Annotated in this window: 18 protein-coding genes, 1 other RNA gene and 1 pseudogene; 5 read left to right on the top strand and 15 right to left on the bottom strand. The window is 42.9% G+C overall.

Annotated features, from left to right (window positions below; translation table 11 throughout):
* Positions 1-5: 5 nt before the first annotated feature.
* Together G476_RS23890 and G476_RS0100785 are read right to left on the bottom strand one after the other, a co-directional pair.
* Positions 6-185, bottom strand: a pseudogene (locus G476_RS23890) (IS1595 family transposase); the annotation flags it as partial.
* A 57-nt stretch (positions 186-242) separates the two neighbouring features.
* On the bottom strand, positions 243-809 hold the full coding sequence (locus G476_RS0100785) for a GbsR/MarR family transcriptional regulator (RefSeq protein WP_026688426.1): 567 nt from the start codon (positions 807-809) through the stop codon (positions 243-245).
* 315 nt (positions 810-1,124) lie between these two features.
* On the opposite strand from G476_RS0100785, the gene proV reads away from it, so the two are divergent.
* The 3 genes from proV (at position 1,125) to G476_RS0100770 (ending at position 4,147) form a co-directional block, all read left to right on the top strand.
* Positions 1,125-2,330, top strand: a complete 1,206-nt coding sequence (proV, locus tag G476_RS0100780; protein WP_026688425.1) for a glycine betaine/L-proline ABC transporter ATP-binding protein ProV — start codon at positions 1,125-1,127, stop codon at positions 2,328-2,330.
* Positions 2,314-3,156 (top strand): ABC transporter permease, encoded by an 843-nt coding sequence (locus G476_RS0100775; protein WP_026688424.1) that lies wholly within the window; start codon positions 2,314-2,316, stop codon positions 3,154-3,156. The genes proV and G476_RS0100775 overlap by 17 nt, the downstream gene beginning before the upstream one ends.
* Positions 3,157-3,223: 67 nt before the next feature.
* Entirely contained in the window at positions 3,224-4,147 is a 924-nt protein-coding gene (locus G476_RS0100770) for a glycine betaine ABC transporter substrate-binding protein (protein WP_026688423.1), read from the top strand.
* A gap of 87 nt (positions 4,148-4,234) precedes the next feature.
* On the opposite strand, the gene G476_RS0100765 is transcribed toward G476_RS0100770, so the two are convergent.
* From G476_RS0100765 to G476_RS0100755, 3 genes are all read right to left on the bottom strand, one after another.
* Positions 4,235-4,984: an SDR family NAD(P)-dependent oxidoreductase gene (locus tag G476_RS0100765; protein ID WP_026688422.1), complete on the bottom strand. Its 750-nt coding sequence runs from the start codon at positions 4,982-4,984 to the stop codon at positions 4,235-4,237.
* Between the two features lie 61 nt (positions 4,985-5,045).
* On the bottom strand, positions 5,046-7,004 hold the full coding sequence (locus tag G476_RS0100760) for an iron ABC transporter permease (protein ID WP_026688421.1): 1,959 nt from the start codon (positions 7,002-7,004) through the stop codon (positions 5,046-5,048).
* A 5-nt stretch (positions 7,005-7,009) separates the two neighbouring features.
* Positions 7,010-7,981: an ABC transporter substrate-binding protein gene (locus G476_RS0100755; RefSeq protein WP_026688420.1), complete on the bottom strand. Its 972-nt coding sequence runs from the start codon at positions 7,979-7,981 to the stop codon at positions 7,010-7,012.
* A 168-nt stretch (positions 7,982-8,149) separates the two neighbouring features.
* On the opposite strand from G476_RS0100755, the gene G476_RS0100750 reads away from it, so the two are divergent.
* Together G476_RS0100750 and G476_RS0100745 are read left to right on the top strand one after the other, a co-directional pair.
* On the top strand, positions 8,150-8,977 hold the full coding sequence (locus tag G476_RS0100750; protein WP_026688419.1) for an ABC transporter ATP-binding protein: 828 nt from the start codon (positions 8,150-8,152) through the stop codon (positions 8,975-8,977).
* Positions 8,970-9,635, top strand: coding sequence for an IucA/IucC family C-terminal-domain containing protein (locus G476_RS0100745; protein WP_026688418.1), 666 nt, complete (start codon positions 8,970-8,972; stop codon positions 9,633-9,635). The genes G476_RS0100750 and G476_RS0100745 overlap by 8 nt, the downstream gene beginning before the upstream one ends.
* 141 nt (positions 9,636-9,776) lie before the next feature.
* Here G476_RS0100745 and G476_RS20980 read toward each other — a convergent pair whose 3' ends face one another.
* The 10 genes from G476_RS20980 to G476_RS0100700 all read right to left on the bottom strand — a co-directional run bounded on the left by G476_RS20980 (position 9,777) and on the right by G476_RS0100700 (position 19,451).
* Positions 9,777-10,442: a VOC family protein gene (locus G476_RS20980; RefSeq protein ID WP_035185862.1), complete on the bottom strand. Its 666-nt coding sequence runs from the start codon at positions 10,440-10,442 to the stop codon at positions 9,777-9,779.
* A gap of 34 nt (positions 10,443-10,476) precedes the next feature.
* Complete coding sequence (locus G476_RS0100735) at positions 10,477-11,457, bottom strand: siderophore ABC transporter substrate-binding protein (protein WP_026688417.1); 981 nt, start codon at positions 11,455-11,457, stop codon at positions 10,477-10,479.
* A gap of 85 nt (positions 11,458-11,542) precedes the next feature.
* A complete protein-coding gene (locus tag G476_RS0100730) occupies positions 11,543-12,301 on the bottom strand; it encodes an iron ABC transporter ATP-binding protein (protein WP_026688416.1) in 759 nt (252 codons plus the stop codon).
* Positions 12,286-13,236 (bottom strand): iron chelate uptake ABC transporter family permease subunit, encoded by a 951-nt coding sequence (locus tag G476_RS0100725; protein WP_026688415.1) that lies wholly within the window; start codon positions 13,234-13,236, stop codon positions 12,286-12,288. The genes G476_RS0100730 and G476_RS0100725 overlap by 16 nt, the downstream gene beginning before the upstream one ends.
* A complete protein-coding gene (locus tag G476_RS0100720) occupies positions 13,229-14,173 on the bottom strand; it encodes an ABC transporter permease (RefSeq protein ID WP_026688414.1) in 945 nt (314 codons plus the stop codon). The genes G476_RS0100725 and G476_RS0100720 overlap by 8 nt, the downstream gene beginning before the upstream one ends.
* A 269-nt stretch (positions 14,174-14,442) precedes the next feature.
* Positions 14,443-14,805, bottom strand: a transfer-messenger RNA (tmRNA) gene (gene ssrA, locus G476_RS23090).
* Between the two features lie 160 nt (positions 14,806-14,965).
* Positions 14,966-15,430: an SsrA-binding protein SmpB gene (gene smpB / locus G476_RS0100715; protein WP_026688413.1), complete on the bottom strand. Its 465-nt coding sequence runs from the start codon at positions 15,428-15,430 to the stop codon at positions 14,966-14,968.
* A gap of 109 nt (positions 15,431-15,539) precedes the next feature.
* Positions 15,540-15,875 carry a four-helix bundle copper-binding protein gene (locus G476_RS0100710; protein ID WP_425387198.1) on the bottom strand — a complete coding sequence of 112 codons (336 nt, stop codon included), beginning with the start codon at positions 15,873-15,875 and terminating at the stop codon, positions 15,540-15,542.
* 465 nt (positions 15,876-16,340) lie between these two features.
* Positions 16,341-18,671 (bottom strand): ribonuclease R, encoded by a 2,331-nt coding sequence (rnr, locus tag G476_RS0100705; RefSeq protein ID WP_026688411.1) that lies wholly within the window; start codon positions 18,669-18,671, stop codon positions 16,341-16,343.
* A 39-nt stretch (positions 18,672-18,710) separates the two neighbouring features.
* Positions 18,711-19,451 carry an alpha/beta hydrolase gene (locus G476_RS0100700; RefSeq protein ID WP_026688410.1) on the bottom strand — a complete coding sequence of 247 codons (741 nt, stop codon included), beginning with the start codon at positions 19,449-19,451 and terminating at the stop codon, positions 18,711-18,713.
* Between the last annotated feature and the right edge of the window lie 31 nt (positions 19,452-19,482).

Here is a 19,482-nt window from a genome sequence, read left to right as displayed (position 1 = left end):
AAACTAAAGAAAGCATCGTCCATCTCGACAATGCCTGCTAATTTATAGTTTACATTCCGCTTTTTCATGGCGGACACCCCTCTTTTATCGAAGGCAACCAGGTAGATAGCTAGGAACCATTTGGTTAAATCGGTTCTCGTTTTCTCCATGACAGTTCCAACGGTTACCGTCGATTGGAAGCGACAATCTGCTTGGCCACTGAGCTTATGGAATACTTATTAAATAAATAAAAGCGAAAGGGGTTATCCCTCTCGCTGCCTCGTTTTTTTCGGTATGATATTGAATATTTCTCCTGTCTCGAACAAGTCAATAACCTCTGTTAGCCATTCATAATAATCCTCGGCGTTATCCAACTTCTGTAGATCCGTTTGAATACGAGATTTAATATCCTCATGTTCCGTACTTTCATCCAACTGATACAACATGCTCTTCGTATCTTTAATCGCGCGCATATTGTTCAAGGTAGCTTCACTCCACCGATTAATAAACACGTTTGAAAATGACTTGTACCAATCCTCTTCTGTCTTATAAAGATCTTTTCGGATTCCTTTTTCCCACACTTGCTCCACCATATCCGATTTGAGGAGGGCTCGAATATTCATGGACATACTTGTTTTACTCATTTCCATCTCTTTGCTCATTTCATCCAATGTCATCGGCCGTTCCGCAAAGAAAACCGTTCCATACAGCCTTCCTGCTGACGGCGTGATGTTATATAGGGGGATGTTCTTTGCAATTTCGCTTACAAATCGGTTACGAGCCTTTTCTAACGTAAGCGCATCATTTTCGTAGGTGCTTTGGCTCCCCATCGCCCTACCTCCTTTATATGATCAGAGTTATGACCACCCTATCATTTACGATTCTTAATAAAAATAGTAGCAGACTCACATCATTTGTCAAAGTCTCTCTGCTTTTAGGAAAGAAGAGGAATCGGGAGGAAATATAAGAAATTCACCCATTCATTCCATACAGTTTTTTCTGAACAAACTTTATATGCAATATAAACAAAATATAATGTTTGTACATCACTTGGTAAACACGTATAGTAAGACAAGCGTGATTGGACCAAATACATAAGACTATCAGACTATTATTCACAAGGGAATTAAAATTGAGGTGAAAGCATGGCAAAGATAAAAGTTCAATCCTTAACAAAGGTTTTTGGCAAACGGCCTAAACAAGCCATTAAACTTTTGAGTGAGGGTAAATCAAAAGACGATATCTTAAAAGAAACTGGCATGACCGTCGGTGTGAACCAAGCTTCTTTTGAAGTAGAAGAAGGAGAAATCTTCGTCATCATGGGGCTCTCTGGGAGCGGAAAATCCACACTGGTTCGATTGCTTAACCGGTTGATCGATCCCTCTTCCGGCAACGTATGGGTAGACGGACAAGACCTTGCTACGATCAGTGATAAGGAATTACGTGAGGTTAGGCGAAAGAAAATGAGTATGGTCTTTCAGAAGTTTGGCCTCTTCCCATTCCGTAGTATTCAAGAAAACGTCGAGTACGGGCTTGAAGTCCAAGGAATTGAAAAGAACAAGCGCTCAACCAAAGCAAGTTCTTCATTGGAGTTGGTCGGGTTAAAAGGATATGAAGACAAATATCCCGATGAGTTGTCCGGTGGCATGCAACAACGTGTAGGTCTCGCTCGCGCACTTGCAAATGACCCTGACATCTTGCTTATGGACGAAGCATTCTCGGCCCTTGATCCACTCATAAGAAAAGACATGCAAGATGAACTTCTTGAGCTTCAGGAAAAAATGAAAAAAACCATAGTCTTTATTACTCACGACTTGGATGAGGCTCTTCGAATCGGGGATCGCATTACTATCATGAAAGACGGTGCCATTGTACAAGTAGGTACGCCTGAGGACATCCTTGCTAATCCTGCCAACGAATACGTGGAACGGTTTGTTGAAGATGTAGACCGTTCAAAAGTGTTTACTGCAGAGAACATTATGGTAAGACCTGAAACGATTAACGCTGAAAAAGATGGTCCAAGAGTGGCTCTTCAGCGAATGAAGGATACAAACATATCGAGTATCTACGTAACAAAAAGAAGCAAACAACTGATCGGAATTGTCCACGTAGATGACATTTCCAAAGCGGTTCATAACAAAGAAACCGATTTAACACCATACATACATGAGAATGTGCCAACAGTTACACCGGAAACGCCACTTCACGATTTGTTCCACGTTTCCTCTACTTCACAAGTCCCTATTGCGGTAGTGGATGAAGAGAACAAATTAAAAGGCATTATTATTCGTAGTAAAGTGCTGGCTGCTCTATCAGGAAACGAGGTGACTACAAATGGAATTGTTTCCTAGAATCCCTGTAGGTGAATGGATTGAAGCCTTTGTAGAGTGGTTGTTAAAAGCTGAATTTATCATCGGTGCCCTTCGAAGCGTCATTCAATTTATTGCTGATGATATATTCCATACGATTTTTGCTACAATCCCACCATTACTTTTTATCATCCTGTTGACTGCATTCGCCGCTTTTTTAGTCAGAAAAAGCAAGAATTACGGACTACCGTTACTCGTTTTGTTCGGCTTACTCTTTATCGAGAATCTCGAATACTGGGATGACCTTATTATTACGTTATCACTCGTTATGACAGCCACATTAATCTCTGTTGTCATTGGTGTTCCACTTGGTGTATGGATGGCTAAAAGCAATACGGTTCAACGTATTTTCACACCTGTGCTTGACTTGATGCAGACGATGCCTGCCTTTGTTTACTTGATTCCTGCTGTGGCGTTCTTCGGTATTGGAATCGTCCCTGGAGTTGTGGCTTCTGTTATTTTCGCCATGCCTCCAACAGTTCGGTTAACCAACCTTGGCATCCGTCAAGTACCTACCGAAATGATTGAAGCATCTGACTCATTCGGGTCTACACCAAATCAAAAGCTGTTCAAAGTACAGCTCCCAATGGCCAAAACAACTATAATGGCCGGTGTAAACCAAACGATCATGCTTGCTTTATCCATGGTTGTTATTGCTGCCATGATTGGTACAGACGGTATCGGTCGCCAAGTGTATTACGCTGTAGGCCGAAATGACATCGCAATGGGATTTGAAGCCGGTATCTGTCTTGTTATTCTCGCGATCATCCTCGATCGCCTTACGCAAACGTTAAATAAACAAGCGTAGTAAACAAGTTTTTCACTCTTTTTTAAAAGAGTCAAAATAGATTAATAGATAAAAGGAGAGGTCATTTATGAAACTCAAAAAGTACGGAATTGTAGCAGGTATGTCACTTGCACTTGTCGCTGCCGGATGTGGCGCAGATGAAGAAGAAACAGGTAATAATGAAAACACAGGTGCAGACGATGAAGGCACTGAAGAAAGCACAAACTACGGAGAAGAAATGAACTACACGATTACAGGCATTGAGCCTGGTGCCGGTATCATGAGTTCTGTTGAAGATGCTGTTGAAGCCTACGATCTTGAAGACTGGGATGTTTCCTCAAGCTCTAGTGCTGCCATGACACAAGCTCTTGGCAATGCAATTGACAATGAAGAACCGATTGTCGTTACTGGTTGGACGCCTCACTGGAAATTTGCTGCGTATGACCTGAAATATCTTGAAGATCCTGAAGGTGTGTTCGGGGAAGCTGAAGATATTCATACATTCGCTCGTCACGGTCTAGAGGAAGAATTGCCTGAAGCATACTCTGTGCTCGAGAACTTCCACTGGACTGAAGAAGACATGGGTGAAATCATGATGGCCATCAATGAAGGTCAAGGGGAAGAAGAAGCTGCTGCAGAATGGGTTGAAAACAACCAAGACAAAGTTTCAGAATGGACAGAAGGTGTCGATTCCGTTGACGGTGAAGAGATTGAACTCATCTTCGTTGCATGGGATTCTGAAATTGCTTCAACGAACATGATCGGAAAAGTACTAGAAGACTTAGGTTATGATGTGACGCTAACGCCAACTGAAGCTCCATACATGTTCCAAGCTGTTGCTTCAGGTGAAGCAGATGCAATGGTTGCTGCATGGTTACCTATTACTCACGCACACCTTTTAGAGGATTTTGAAGATGACATGGTTGACCTTGGGGTAAACCTTGAAGGCGCTCGTACTGGTCTTGTCGTTCCTGAATATATGGATATCGATTCAATCGAAGACTTAAAATAAAACACTGAAAAAGGAAAGAGAGCGTGGTCTCTCTTTCCTTTTTTGTTCACTTAACCTACCTACCGTAGCGTCTGTTCCCTCTTTACTCTAATGTTCATACATCATTTTCTTCGTCATGCCCCCATCAACGGTGATGTTTTCACCGTTCACAAAGTCATTATCCGAATCGCTTAAGTAAAAACAAGCTTTGACGATATCTTCTGGCTTCCCTACTCGTTTGGATAAATGTTGAATGTGGTCCACCTCTCTTAGGTCTTCTCGGCTTCCAGTATGAATCCATCCCGGCGAAATGGCGTTCACTCGAATCCGCTCTTCTGCAAGCGAGACGGCAAAAGCATGGGTTAATGCTACAATCCCGCCTTTTGAAGCCGCGTAGGCCTCCGTATTTGCTTCACTCATAGCCGCTCGTGTCGAAGCCATGTTAATTACAACACCACCATCTTCATTTTCTTTCATAACCTTTGCTGCTTCTTTTGTGGATAAAAACGCGCTGCGAACGTTTGTATTCATCACGTCATCCCACTCATCCACAGTACATTCCAAAGGCGATTTAAAAACCGTTTTTCCCGCATTGTTAATAAGAATATCGATTTGACCATACTTGTCCACAGCTTGTTTCATTAAATGAATAATATCTGCTTCCATTTTTACATCCGTGTGAACGAAGGTACCTCGTCCGCCACGATCTACAATGGTTTGAACGGTGTCTTCCCCACCTTTGACATCAATATCAGCAAGAACAACATCTGCTCCCTGCTCTCCATAAGCCAAAGCCAACGCTCGTCCTATGCCGTTACTCGCTCCCGTAATCACAACCGCTTTTCCTTGAAATCTCAACCGAAACACTCCCTTTTATTCTCACTTTAAACGAACAGAAAGAATAAAGGAAGAAAAGAAGCTACTTCATTTTTCTCAATAAATAGAGCAAGTACGGTGTCCCAATTAAGGCAACAACAAGACCACTCGGGATATCTTTTGGTGCAATTACCACCCGTCCGATAAAATCAGCAACAACTAATAACAGTCCCCCCAATAATCCGGATACGAGTAATAGAGGGAAATGCTTATACCCCGTCAATCGTCTAGCGATATGAGGGGCTACCAAGCCGATAAATCCGATTGTTCCTACAATAGAAACAGCCGCTGTACTTACGGCTACTGCAGTGAAAAGAGCACCGAGTCGCACATAACGAACGTTCATCCCCAACCCTTGGGCCACGTCATCACCAAACAATAAGCCGTCCAAGTTTCTCGTTAAATAGAGAGCAGGTACCAACAGGATGAAAAGTAACAAGCTGGCCATTTGAACACTTCCCCATCCATTTCCATACGTGCTTCCGGAAAGCCAGACTAAAGCTGATGCAACACTAAGGTTTGCTTTAACAACAAAGATTTGAATAACTGCAGACCCAAATGCTGAAATAGCAATCCCAATCAAAGCAACCAAAATCGGCTGAAAGTTGTTCTTCCAAGCAGTGAACAAAATAATAGCCAATGCCGTCATGGCACCGATCATAGCACCTATAGGCAAATATTTTGGTGGGAGCGCAGGGAACATAATCAAAAGCAACATGGCACCTGCTCCTCCCATGGATGTCACGCCGATCACACTAGCGTCAGCCAAAGGATTTCGAAGTACACCTTGAAACAACACACCTGCCACTGCAAGCATTACACCAACCAAGAACGCGGTCATGACTCGCGGTGCGCGGAACGTCCACACAGCTGACCCCGACCAATCAAACCCACCACTTAATGCGTTGTATGAGTAGGCAATGAGAATAACGACGGCACTGCTGGCTACGAGGATCGGAATGATCACTTTCATCCTCATCGGTGCACGGGTTCCTCCCATCTGACGGTCTCCTTGCTTGAGTGCTTTTGCTGTTTTCCAAGCCAAGTACAATAACCACGGACTGCCCAGTAAGGCTGTCATGGCCCCCACCGGAATCTCTTGAGCAGGTTGAACCATCCGGCCGAGTACGTCGGCTCCAATAAGGAGAGTGGCTCCCCATAAAAAGGAATGAACAAAGATTTGAAAGTGGCCTTTGATCCCCATCATTTTTACGATGTGAGGCGCCATTAATCCAACAAAACCAATGGGACCGACTACACTAACCGTAGCAGCAGCCATAACGATCGCAAGCCCCCAAGTGGTCAATTTCACAGCTAGCACTCGTTGTCCTAAAGACGCAGCGATGTCTTCTCCCAAAGAGAACGTATTGAGTGGCTTAGATAATAAGAGAATTCCTATAAATCCGGCTCCAATAATTGGTGCGGAAAATAAAACCCCGTTCCAATTCATCTGTACAAGAGTACCTGCTCCCCAAAGAAACAGACCGTTTGTTTGATTTTCAAACAGAAGTTGCAGAGCACCTGTCAATGATGCAAAAAATAACGATACGATCATCCCTGTCAGAGCCACTCTCACAGGATTCATTTGCTTACCAGATAAAAAGACGACAAGTGTAGCTGCCAAAACCGCTCCACATAGTGAAGTTAAAAAGGGATAAGCACCTAATACGCCGGGAAAAAAGATCATGGAAGCGACGACAAAGAAAAAGGCTCCTGAATTAATTCCCAATGTTCCGGCTGAAGCAAGAGGATTCCTCGTTAACGTTTGCAATGCAGCCCCTGACACCGCCAATGCTCCTCCGGCTACAATGCCGATTGCAAGTCTCGGAAGACGAAGAGATAAAACAATATCTTGCACGCGACCAGGTACCCACACTTGTTCCAGTAATTCTTGCGACGTATATTGAGCCTGTCCTTGGGTTAAGTGAATCACAGACAATACAATAAGCAGGAAAAAGCCCCCTGTCAGTGAGACAAAGGACTTTTTCGAAAGACTCGCCATCACCACTACTTCACCATTACTTCAGTAATTTGATCGAGTAATGTTTCAGCAGAGAGAGGGCCTCCGTACAACCATGTATCTTCACCGAGGTCATATAAACGATCTTCCTGAACGAAATTCAGGTTTTCCCAAACCGCATTGCCTTCGAGCTGGTTTTCATATATATTATCATCATCAGGCACTGTATAAAGATAATTAGCGTCTTCGTATTTTACAAGAGCTTCCACGTTATATGTGCTCGAACCAAAGACTTCAAATTGGTCCGGTTCATGAACATTATTCAACCCGATCCGCTCAAGAATGATCGAAGCCATGGAATGCGGCGTGAACACGCGGATTTCAGGTGCTTGTGGACCTGAGTATGCGAGGGTTAAGATCACGTCTCTTGTCTCCAACGCGGCATTCTCAATCTCTTCTTTCGCTTCTTCATATTTTACATCCAAGTCCGCAAGCACCTGTTCAGCTTGGTCCTCTTTCCCGACTGCCTTTGCCATTTCGTTAAATGTCATTTCCATTTCTTCATATAAATCAATGGAGTCGTCTTCTGGGTATGGATTAAAAATAACGGTAGGTGCAATTCCCTCTAGCTCACTAAGAATCGCTTCATGACGGAAGCTTACACCAATGATCAAGTCAGGCTCCAAAGCGGCAATCGCCTCAAGGTTTGGTTCTTGCCTCCCACCGACATCCGTTACAACGTCTTCATCAAGTTCCGCATCTATGTTTACATAATTATGATATTCCTGTATATCGGCCATTCCCTCAGGCTGAATGCCTAAAGCAAGAAGATTCTCAGCATACGTCCACTCAAGGACGACAACTTTTTCAGCTGGTTCATCCAGCGTCACTTCCCCGTTGACTCCTTCAATTGTGACTGGCTCACCTTCCCTTTGCTCGTTCGCATTTGTTGCGTCCTCTTCTCCTGAACAAGCTGTAAGAGCCAAAACACCTGCAATAAGTATAAGATACTTCTTCATAATGATCCTCCATCTCTTTTACGTTTGATTATGATAATCATTCTCAACACAAATTCAGTGTACTCTCCCTTTTTTAAAAAGTAAAGAACTATTTGATATTGAAAATCATTCTCATATGCCTCTGTTTTATGCTAAGATAAACTCAACATTGATTTGGAGGGATCCAAAATGAGTAGTTCATTACAAACAAGAGACTTATCCGTAGGCTATGATCATAACTTGTTATTTGAAAAACTAAATGTATCCATCCCTAAAGGTGAGATTTCTGTGTTTGTGGGAAGTAACGGCTGTGGAAAGTCCACTCTTTTACGTTCGTTAGCCCGACTTCTTAAACCAGCGGAAGGCTCTGTTCTTTTGGAAGGGAAAAACCTTCAGAAGATGTCTTCTCGGAATTTGGCAAAAGAACTCGGTATTTTACCCCAATCACCTACATCTCCGGAAGGGTTGACCGTTCATGACCTTGTTAAACAAGGACGTTACCCTCATCATTCTTGGCTATCACGCTGGACGGAGGAAGATACAAAAAAAGTAGATGACGCCATGAGAGCCACCCGAGTGGATAGCCTAAAAGAACGTCCAGTAGATGAATTATCTGGCGGCCAACGACAACGAGCATGGATTGCCATGACACTGGCTCAAGATACTGAAATCATTTTATTGGATGAGCCCACTACCTACTTGGACATGACACATCAAATCGACGTTCTTGATCTCCTTTATGACCTGAATGAAAAACATAACCGTACAATTGTTATGGTGCTTCACGATATTAACCTTGCCTGTCGCTATGCTCATAACATCATTGCGATCAAAGATGGGGATGTGTTCGCTCAAGGAAAACCGGAAGAAATCGTTTCTTGCGAGCTTATTCGAACCGTATTCGATATGGACTGCCAAGTAACAAAAGATCCTCTTTTCGGGACACCCCATTGTATTCCTTATGGAAAAGGTCGCTGTATCGGTGAAAACCTTCACGAGGTCATAAGTGGTGCATAAACTAAAGGCTTACACCATTTATCAAACTGACCTCGTGGATGATGCTTCAGGTTTCACAACACTAGGGGATGTGTTGAGTGACAATCACGCTTTTGAAAAGCTAGTAGATGCTGTCAAAGCTGATTCGTGTGCGCCAAATAACAGTGTCGCAATTTCCATCTTTATGAGGAAATACGGCTTCTTCCTTGCTTCACTTCTTTCCTTGGCTACTCATAAAACACGATGGAGCGGCTCCCTTCATGACATTCATATTAAGGAGAAAGATGGAGATTTTCGTTTTCAGATCGAAAAGCGATATCTCAGGAAACGGATGAGCGAAGATTTATCTGCTTTAATTAAGGAATACGGACACGATGTGGTTGAATGTTTCAGTCAAAAAGGACGTGTGTCTTCTTTTATCCTTTGGGAAAACATATGGGGATATGTTCTTTGGATATATGGACAATTAGATACAGATCATGCCCGTAAAGATTTACAGTCACTGATTGAAAACGATGTGTGGCAACCGTTCAAAAAACGCTCTCCATTTAAACGGTTTCTCAATGGTCGATCCCTAGATGAATCGAGTGCGGAATTCAAACGAGTCACATGTTGCCTGTTAAAAGAGCTGCCGGCTAACCAAAAATGTTCGTATTGTCCGTTTAAGAATCTCGATTAATCAACCTAAAAAAACCTCAGTGATTGAAGGCACTGAAAAAGTACTTTACCTTTTTCAGCTGCCTCTAAACATGAGGGTTTTTTAGATAGATCTTGCGTTTGTAAAGGATTTGGTATCATATAAAGATGGAATGAGAAGGTCTTATTTTAGGGTCATAGTAACGTTTCCATCATGTTTAACAAACGAGAATCTCCCAATCCCCTGGACCTTTACTTCTAAAGGGAAAAACACCGCCTTCCTTTGTGAAAAGAAAAACCTACGGCCTTCCTTTACAGTAATGAAAAGACCCTCTTCGCCTCCAACTGGTGTTAACCCTTCATGATCCTCTTTCCAGTTAGGAATACCACGCTCATTTAACTTCCTTACAAATGGAATGACTTTCTCTACTACAACGCCTATTTCACTAATCGAAATCAAATCATCTGAAGAAAAGCGATGGTTAACCGCGTTATTCAAATTGTGCCGGGCAATAAATTCGACGATGTTTCCTGAAGGGTCTTCGAAATAAATGGCATGAGCATTCCACGTTTCAAAAAACACTTCATCTGAATCATTTTCGGTATTTAGTTGAATCTTTGACTGAATCCAATCCTTAGCTTCTTCAAATTTATTTTCCGGTATATTCATGGCAAAATGATAAAATGGTTTTGAGTCTTCTACTTGTTCAAACACTAATGACGTTGTCCCTACTTCTACAGTAAACGTTTGTGCACTTTCGTTTATCACGTTTAATTCAAGTACATCCCGGTAGAAGCTTATCATTTCATTTAATTGGTTTGTAAATAAATTGATCTGATTTATTTTCATAGTCATCCTCTTTCCTGTTTCCATCTATACGCTATTATTTTACACCGACTCCCTTTTTCACTTCATCCACCATATCTGATACAGACGTCAATCCACCGGTCGTAATGTACCACTTCACCGGATCAAGGTAAACGATACGGTCATTTTTATACGCATCCGTCGTTTGAATTAACTCATTTTCTACCGCTTCTTTTGCAGAAGCATCTTCGCCGATAGCAGCCCCACGGTCAATCACGAATAAGTACTCCGGGTTTTGTTCGACAACATATTCATAGGAGACATTTTGACCGTGATTGGCCGTTTCAATCCCTTCATCTGTCGGTTTAATTCCAAAATCATCGTGAAGCAAACCGAAACGAGAACCCGGACCATACGCACTAATGTCACCTTCGTTGGCCATCACAAGAAGACCTTCGGCATCAACATTGTCCTGCAGTTCTTTTAAAGACCCTTCAATATCAGAAAGAGCAGCCTGAGCCTCTTCTTCTTTATTAAAAATCTCACCTAGTGTCGTTACATTCTCAGTAAATGATTCCATGTAATTTTCCGTATCCACACCTAAGAATATGGTTGGTGCAATCTCACTTAGTTCATCATAAGCTTCAGACGCTCGACCACTGATGATAATCAATTCAGGGTCAATATCATAAATCGTTTCAAAATCCGGTTCAAATAAAGTACCCGCTGTTTCATACTCGTCACCTCGGTATTTTTCCAAGTAATCCGGTACGTTCGCTGTTGGAACTGCCGCAATGTCTGCACCCAAGTGATCGAGCGTATCAAGGACACCTAGGTCAAACACAACAACACGTTCAGGGTCAACGGGCACCACGGTTTCTCCGAATTCATGGGTGATCGTCAACTCCTCCGCCTCTTCTGTTTTACTTTCCTCTTGTACTTCCTCTTGCCCTTCTCCATTCATATCTTCTGCTGTTTGAGAAGTGGCTTCTTCTCCTTCACCGCATGCTGCTAAAACAACCGTTGCACCTAATAATGTCATCCACATTTTTTTCATATTTATCGATCCTCTCATGTTATCTATTTATAGTAGCTTGCTTTCTTATAAAGGGACGCTTATCAAAGGCATCCAATTTCAGCCTTTACACAAAGTAAACACATACTCGTTGGTTGTTTACTTCGTTGATTTCAATGTCCATATCGTAGACATCTTTGAGGACCCCGTTTGTGATCATATCCCGGGTTGCCCCTTCATGTACGACACGCCCCTCTTTTAACGCAACAATATAATCTGAATAAAACGAAGCAAAATTAATGTCATGTAAAACGATTACAATCGTCTTTCCTAAGTCCTTGACCATCTTTCGAAGCACTTTCATAATTTGTACAGAATGTTTCATATCCAAGTTGTTCAAAGGTTCATCGAGGAGGATATATTCCGTATCCTGTGCAATAACCATGGCGATAAAGGCTCGTTGTTTTTGCCCACCGCTCAGCTCATCAAGGTGCTTATTCTCCATTTCTTTTAACCCCATGTATTCAATGGCTTCGTCCACATGGCGCCAATCTTCTTTTGTAAGTCTCCCTTTGGAATAAGGGAATCGTCCGAATGACACAAGTTCTTTAATTGTCAATCGAATGCTTATACTATTTGCCTGCTTGAGAATCGAGACTTTTTTAGCGAGCTCCGTTTGATTCGTGTCGTGTACTCTTTTATTCTCCACAAGCACATCACCTGAATCTGCTTCAATCAAACGACTGATGATAGACAAAAGCGTACTCTTCCCGGCTCCATTCGGTCCGATAAACGACGTGATCTGCTTTTTTGGAATGGTGACCGTAACACTATCTACAACTGTTGACTCACCGTACTTTTTCGTCACATCTAAGACTTGGACCACTTCGTCCCCTCCTTTAATAACAAGTAAAGAAAATACATGCCGCCCGCAAAGTTGATGATTACGCTTAAGGGCGTAGACATGGCGAAAATTCTCTCCACGATTAACTGCCCACCTACCAGAGCAATGACCGATACGAGAACGGCTGCCGCCAGAATATAGGTGTGTTTGTATGTCTTCATCAGCTCATAAGCAACGTTTGCCACTAGTAATCCCAAGAAGGTAATGGGCCCTACCAAAGCTGTGGATACAGACACAAGAATCGCAACCACAATGAGAAGGCGCTTTACTACATAATCGTAATCCACACCTAAATTAATTGCGTGATCACGCCCTAAACTCAGGACATCCAAATACGTTGAAAGCTTAAGTACATAAGCAGTTGTAATGACAAAGATGACGGCTGTTAATAGTAAGATATCGTTGTTCACATTGGAAAAACTAGCAAACATTCGATTCTGTACACTTAAGAATTCATTCGGATCAATAAGCACTTGCATAAATGTAGATAAACTTGAGAAAAACGTGCCAAACACAATGCCTACAAGGAGTAAAAAGAACAAGTGCTTTGTGCCTTTTTTAAATAACAGTGTATAAAGCAACAGTGCAAAGACGATCATTACACTTGATGTTAAAAGAAAGTTCGCATGCTTATCCACAACCCAAAAGCTCATAGAACCAAAAGCAAATATCAAAAACGTTTGCACGAGTACATATAAAGAACCAAGCCCGATAATGCCAGGCGTTAGAATTCGGTTGTGAGTAATCGTTTGAAAAACCACGGTGGAAAAGGCTATAGCTGCTCCGGTAATCACCATGGCTGATACATTTGTCAGCCTTCTTGGGAGTGCATATTCCCAGCTTCTTACGTCATAAGTCAAAAACAAAACAATCAAAGCGAATGCAAGGAGGGATAAAAGCATTAGTTTCTTACGCATGTTTCCGCCTCCTTAACAACAAGTACAGAAACACGCCACTTCCGATTACGCCTACAGTTAACCCAATCGGTACTTCATAAGGATAAATAATCACTCTTCCTAAGATGTCACACCCCAGAACAAACACCGCTCCTAAAAGAGCTGTGTGAGGCAAGTTCTTGCGGAGGTGATCTCCCCGATACATCGTTACGATGTTTGGAATGATTAAACCGAGAAAAGGAATCATACCGACAGTTAATACAACAACCGAAGTTATCGCTGATACAATGATCAACCCAACATACAGGACTTGCTTGTATTTCAACCCAAGATTCGTGGAAAAATCCTCTCCCATTCCTGCTATCGTAAATCGGTTCGCATACACGTACGCAATAATGAGAAGGGGCACACTTATGTAAAGCATTTCGTAGCGTCCTCTCATCATTAAAGCGAAGTTACCTTGTAGCCAAGAAGACATGTTTTGGATGAGATCAAAACGGTAGGCAAAAAACGTGGTGATCGAACCGACCACATTTCCAAACATCAAACCTACTAAGGGTATAAAGATCGTGTTGGTGAATTTGATCTTATCAAGAATCTTCATAAAGATAATGGACCCAGCTAGTGCAAACACAAATGCCACAGCCACTTTTTGAAGAGGTGTGGCAGAAGCAAACACGATCATCGCCACAACAATACCAAGCCTTGCCGAATCGAGGGTTCCCGCTGTTGTTGGTGATACGAACTTGTTTCGAGTGAGCTGTTGCATAATTAATCCGCAGATGCTCATGCCTACACCTGCAATGATAATACTTGCAAGCCTTGGTACTCTGCTCACCCAAAACACGTGCTGTTGTTCTGGGGTCATGGAAAACACATGTAATAAAGAAATGTCACTCACCCCTATAAATAGGGATGCAATGGACAAACAAACGAGTAGTACAAAGAGAACAATCATAAGTAACGCTTCCTTTTTCCAAAACAAGGCGGCCGCCAAGTGTCGTCGATAATGATATTCATTATCAATTAAACTACAATGGTAATGATAATCATTATCAGTTAAATTGTCAACAATTTCTTTTTTGAGTATCCACTCATATCCGTTCATAATGCCCCGCTTTACGCCATCCGCTCCCTTTACGATCCGACTCATCAATCGCTACCTCCCTTTAAAATAGAACGCAAAAAAACGCATTGATAAAATCAATGCGTTTTGCTACTTATGTATGGTGGAGACGGTGGGAATCGAACCCACGTCCAGAGATAACGACACCTAAGCGTCTACGAGTGTAGTCAGTTTATTGGCAATTCGCCATCACTTCAGCCAGCTGACAGGCTTCCATGTGGCTAACCTGGTTGATCTCTTCCTATTGTCCTCAGGTGGTGGACGCTAGGCGTATCCCACTATAAGTGAGTCCCTGATCCTTCACATGGGCGATGAAGGGAGGAACCGCAAAGCAACTGTTACGCTGCTAGTGCGAAGTTGTTTTCTTCTTTGCCAACTATAGGCGATGAGCGTTTTATACGAGGACACTCAGCTCGACTCGCAACTTAAGCTCGACCTACCCCTGTCGAATCCAGAACGTCCCCATGATAAATGGGAAAGCTGGAGAACATGAATAGATGCTATTCAGTTTTCAAAAATCGCCTTACGGAGAAACCACCATCTCTCCTGACGACACTTCTAATTATAGCATATAGAGATTGACAGTCAAATGGTAAAGCCATCCCTCGTTGGAAAAGAGGTGTACTACCGGCCGAGCTGATGATCTTTAAAGGCACGTTCAATATCACGCTTCGCTGCCTTACTTTTAAGGTCTTCTCGCTTGTCGTATTTCTTTTTCCCTTTTCCTAGTCCAATCAAAACCTTCGCAAACCCGTTTTTCAAATATACCTTAAGAGGAACAAGCGTATAGCCCTTCTCTTTTGAAAGTCCGATTAGCTGATTGATTTGCTTACGGTGGAGTAGGAGTTTTCGCGTTCTTACAGGATCGTGGTTATAGCGATTCCCCTGTTCGTACGGACTGATATGCACGTTATGAATCCATGCTTCCCCGTTACTCACCCGAGCGAACGAATCTTTAAGGTTTATTCTACCGCCACGGATCGACTTGATTTCAGTTCCGGTGAGAACAAGCCCTGCTTCGTATGTTTCTTCTATATGATAGTCATGACGTGCTTTCTTATTTTGTGCTACGAGTTTTCCGTCAGCCATTGTTTTGCATCCTTTCAACTTCCTTCGATTTCTTTATCATACCAAAAAGTATAGCCTTTGTTCAATATAATTGAAGCGCCACTCCATGTTCGAGCAGCGCTATCATGTATTATGATACATATGCTCCGCACAATTCACTAACCAAATGACATGCTTCCGCACACATCTGACAATGATCATGTTTATGTGAGGCGCATTCTTTTCCACAGTCCTCTGCTACCTTCGCACATAGAGAGATGATTTCCCTAACATGTGGAGAGTTTGTGGATATCGCTTTCAATGTTAGTTCACAAACATCCGCGCACTCCCGATCGGTTCTGATACACTCTCTCATATGAGAGACTTCTTCTTCTGACAAGCACGCTTCATAGCATTGATTACAAGCTCTCAAACAGTCTTCTACAGCAGCATAAATCTCTTCCATTTCTCCATTCATGTGATTCATGGTCATCCGCCTCCGAGTGTCTAATTTTTCTCTTTGTTCTTTTCCCGGTTTTTGAGGAGATTAATCTTGTTTGTCCACATGGGGATAACCTGATCGGGGAAGTGTTGTTTTGGAAGGCTCGGTTATTTGTTTCGCACTTTGTAAGATCCACTTCTCCCATCCTGGGAATCTTTCGACTCACGAATAACGCACTTATTTTTCTTTTAACGTAGTTAATTGTGTAATTGGCGTACTTATCTTCCTTTTAGCGGCGTTAATTGTGTAATTGGCGTACTTATTTCCTCTTTGACGGCGTTAGCTCTCTCATCCATCTACCAGTTCCTAAATAATCCCCTCCTTATCCACCTCTCAGAACTCTCGGCTCACCAATGGCGTACTTACGTTTAAATGGATCGAGTTAGCTATCAAGGAGTCCCTCCCCCACCAAAAAACCGGGCTCCTCAGCTAAAAGGAACCCGGCTCGCATTATCTCTTCTTCTTTTTCTTCTTTCCTTTAGGTGCTCTTTCATAGAACGGCTTATCCTTCTTACCGCCGCCCTGGCCGTCTTTTTTCTTCTTGTCTCCTCGGCCTCCGAGCTTCATACCGCCTTTACCACCATCTTTTTTACGTGGAGAACGTTTGCCTCCCTCGATGACTTTCGGACGGTCTTGCTTTCTTGCTTTGCGTTCTTTCATTCCAACGATTTCAAAGTCAATAATTCGCTCTTCCACATTGACCTTCACCACTCGAACATCAATTGCATCACCAATGCGGAACACTTTGCCTGTTCGTTCACCGATCATCGCATATTGCTTTTCATCGTAATGATAGTAATCGTCTGTCAAATAACTAACATGGACAAGACCTTCAATCGTATTCGGAAGTTCCACGAAAAGACCAAATCCGGTTACACCACTAACGATTCCTTCATACTCTTCGCCGACCTTATCTTCCATGTACTGAACTTTTTTAAGCTCATCGGTTTCACGAGAAGCATCTTCTGCTTGACGCTCTCTCTCAGAAGCATGCTGTGTAAGAGCCGGTAATTTTTCTTCCCAATAGACACGGGTCTTTTCATCAGTCTTTTTCTCAATCAAATACGTGCGAATCAGTCTGTGAACAATCAAGTCCGGGTACCGACGAATTGGTGACGTAAAGTGAGTGTAGAAGTCTGCGGACAGTCCGAAGTGACCCACATTATCCGGATCGTATTTCGCTTGTCTCATGGAGCGAAGCATAACTGTACTGATCACCGCTTCTTCCGGCTCTCCTTTCGCTGCATCCAGGATTTCCTGCATGGCACGAGGATGAACCGTGTTGGCGCTTCCTTTTACTACGTAACCGAAGTTCGTAATAAACTCGAGGAAGTGGTTGAGCTTCTCTTCATCGGGATCTTCGTGAATACGGTACACGAACGGAAGCTTTAGCCAGTGGAAATGTTCAGCAATCGTTTCGTTCGCACATAGCATGAATTCTTCGATCAGCTTTTCAGCGACAGAACGGTCCCGAAGCTCCACATCCGTCGGCTTTCCTTCTTCGTCCACAATCACTTTCGCTTCTTTAAAATCAAAGTCAATGGCACCGCGGTCGAACCGTTTTTTACGCAAAATCGCCGCAAGTTCTTCCATTCGTTTGAAGAAAGGTACGAGCTCTTCATAACGCTTCGTTACTTCTTCGTCTTCTTCTTGAAGGATTTTACGCACATCTGTGTATGTCATTCGTTCCGTTGTGTTGATAACGGCTTCAAAGATCTCGTGATTAACGACTTCTCCTTGTGGACTAATCTCCATTTCACAGCTCAATGTTAAACGGTCCACTTGTGGATTAAGTGAGCAAATGCCGTTTGACAATCGGTGTGGGATCATCGGAATCACGCGGTCAACCAAATAGCAACTCGTTGCTCGCTCATAGGCTTCTACATCGATCGCTGATCCTTCTTCTACATAATAAGAAACGTCGGCAATATAAACACCCAGCAAATAGTTTCCGTTATCCAGTTTTTCCACACGTACGGCGTCATCCAGGTCTTTTGCATCGGCACCGTCAATCGTGACAATCGTTTTATTACGCAAGTCACGGCGGTGTTTAATTTCGTCCTCGCTAATTTCATCAGGCACGCGGTTCGCATGGTCAATCGCCTCTTGAGGAAACTCACCAGGCAATCCGTGCTTGTGAATAATGGACAGGATATCAACACCCGGGTCGTTTTTGTGACCAAGAATATCCACAACTTGACCTTCCGCACTCATTCGCCCTTCAGGGTATTTGAGGATTTCCACAACTACTTTGTGGCCATCCACAGCTCCCCCTTCTTTATTCTTGGGGATAAAAATATCGTTCGGGATTCGTTTATCATCAGCTACAACAAAGCCATAATATTTATCATCCACATAGGTTCCCACAACTTCTTTTACACCGCGTTCAATAATTCGGATGACCGTTCCTTCAGGCTTGGAGCCGCTTGAATTCGGATGAAGGCGAACGAGGACCGTATCTTTGTTCATGGCACTGTTCATCTCGGAGCCTGCAACGTAAATATCGTCAAAACCCTCTTCTGTTCGTACAAACGCGAAGCCCTTTGGATGCATGATAACCGTTCCTCGAATGAGGTTCATTTTATCCGGCAAACCATAGCGGTTACTCCTCGTTCGAACAAGCTTCCCCTCTTCTTCCAATTCATTTAGAAGTTTCACGAAAGCTTTAAACTGACTCGAGTCAGTTACGCCTAGTGCTTCTTCAAGGTCTTTTACGGACAACGGTTTATCCGCTTCTTCTTTCATATAATTGAGTACATATTCTTTTGATAGCTCTGTCATTTTGACCGCTCCTTTCCCTCGGACCAATTCCCGTTCTGTTTACTCATTCCAGTCCAACTTCTCCAGGAATTGATAAACGTCTTCATGGAGTATGTCCTTTTCCTTGTCGAGTGTAATGATGTGGCCAGACTCCTCGTACCACTTTAAGTCTTTTACATCTGACTCGACTTCGTTATAAATGATGTTGGCACTGTCTGTATTGATCATGTTGTCGTGACGGGCCTGTACAACGAATACAGGGGAATAGATCATATCTACATTTTCACGGACTTCCTGATTCAATTTTTGCAGTTCCTTTAAGGTGTTCATTGGTTCGAACTCTTTCATTTCTTCTTCAATTTGCTCGTCTGATTTTTTCTCATAACGCTTGTATTTACGGGCATAGTCAAGCACGCCTTGGTACATGGTTTCTTCACTTTTAATGTACATTGGCGCACACATCGGCACGATTCCCTTTACTGGTAGTGTGTACCCAAGCTTAAGGGAAAATACCCCACCTAGTGAAAGACCGGCAACAGCAATTTCATCGTGACCCATTTCCTTTAGATGGTTGTATCCAGCTTCTACGTCTTTCCACCAATCTTCAGGACCTGTATGTACCAATTCTTCAGGAGGCACCCCATGTCCTTTATATTGAGGGGCATGTGATGTGTACCCTCTTTTTTGCAAATAACGGCCCAACATCCGAACGTCAGCAGAGTTACCTGTAAATCCGTGAAGCAACAGAACCGCTCGCTTTCCTCCCTCGAATGTAAATGGCTTTGGTTGTGATACTTTAATCATGTTTCTCTCTCCTTCGTTCTCTTGGTGA

Source organism: Alteribacter aurantiacus DSM 18675 (genome assembly GCF_000429705.1).
In the GTDB taxonomy this organism is placed as follows: domain Bacteria; phylum Bacillota; class Bacilli; order Bacillales; family Salisediminibacteriaceae; genus Alteribacter; species Alteribacter aurantiacus.
Note: the sequence above shows the minus strand (reverse complement) of the source record. Positions and strands in the feature narration are given on the sequence as shown.

Excerpts from the sequence above, each read along its gene's own strand:
- G476_RS0100725 (WP_026688415.1), bottom strand. The coding sequence starts at position 13,236 with ATGCGTAAGAAACTAATGCTTTTATCCCTCCTTGCATTCGCTTTGATT.
- G476_RS0100750 (WP_026688419.1), top strand. The coding sequence starts at position 8,150 with ATGAGTAGTTCATTACAAACAAGAGACTTATCCGTAGGCTATGATCAT.
- G476_RS0100735 (WP_026688417.1), bottom strand. The coding sequence starts at position 11,457 with ATGAAAAAAATGTGGATGACATTATTAGGTGCAACGGTTGTTTTAGCA.
- proV (WP_026688425.1), top strand. The coding sequence starts at position 1,125 with ATGGCAAAGATAAAAGTTCAATCCTTAACAAAGGTTTTTGGCAAACGG.
- G476_RS0100720 (WP_026688414.1), bottom strand. The coding sequence starts at position 14,173 with ATGATTGTTCTCTTTGTACTACTCGTTTGTTTGTCCATTGCATCCCTA.
- G476_RS20980 (WP_035185862.1), bottom strand. The coding sequence starts at position 10,442 with ATGAAAATAAATCAGATCAATTTATTTACAAACCAATTAAATGAAATG.
- smpB (WP_026688413.1), bottom strand. The coding sequence starts at position 15,430 with ATGGCTGACGGAAAACTCGTAGCACAAAATAAGAAAGCACGTCATGAC.
- G476_RS0100755 (WP_026688420.1), bottom strand. The coding sequence starts at position 7,981 with ATGAAGAAGTATCTTATACTTATTGCAGGTGTTTTGGCTCTTACAGCT.
- G476_RS0100710 (WP_425387198.1), bottom strand. The coding sequence starts at position 15,875 with ATGAATCACATGAATGGAGAAATGGAAGAGATTTATGCTGCTGTAGAA.
- G476_RS0100770 (WP_026688423.1), top strand. The coding sequence starts at position 3,224 with ATGAAACTCAAAAAGTACGGAATTGTAGCAGGTATGTCACTTGCACTT.
- G476_RS0100775 (WP_026688424.1), top strand. The coding sequence starts at position 2,314 with ATGGAATTGTTTCCTAGAATCCCTGTAGGTGAATGGATTGAAGCCTTT.
- G476_RS0100760 (WP_026688421.1), bottom strand. The coding sequence starts at position 7,004 with ATGGCGAGTCTTTCGAAAAAGTCCTTTGTCTCACTGACAGGGGGCTTT.
- G476_RS0100785 (WP_026688426.1), bottom strand. The coding sequence starts at position 809 with ATGGGGAGCCAAAGCACCTACGAAAATGATGCGCTTACGTTAGAAAAG.
- rnr (WP_026688411.1), bottom strand. The coding sequence starts at position 18,671 with ATGACAGAGCTATCAAAAGAATATGTACTCAATTATATGAAAGAAGAA.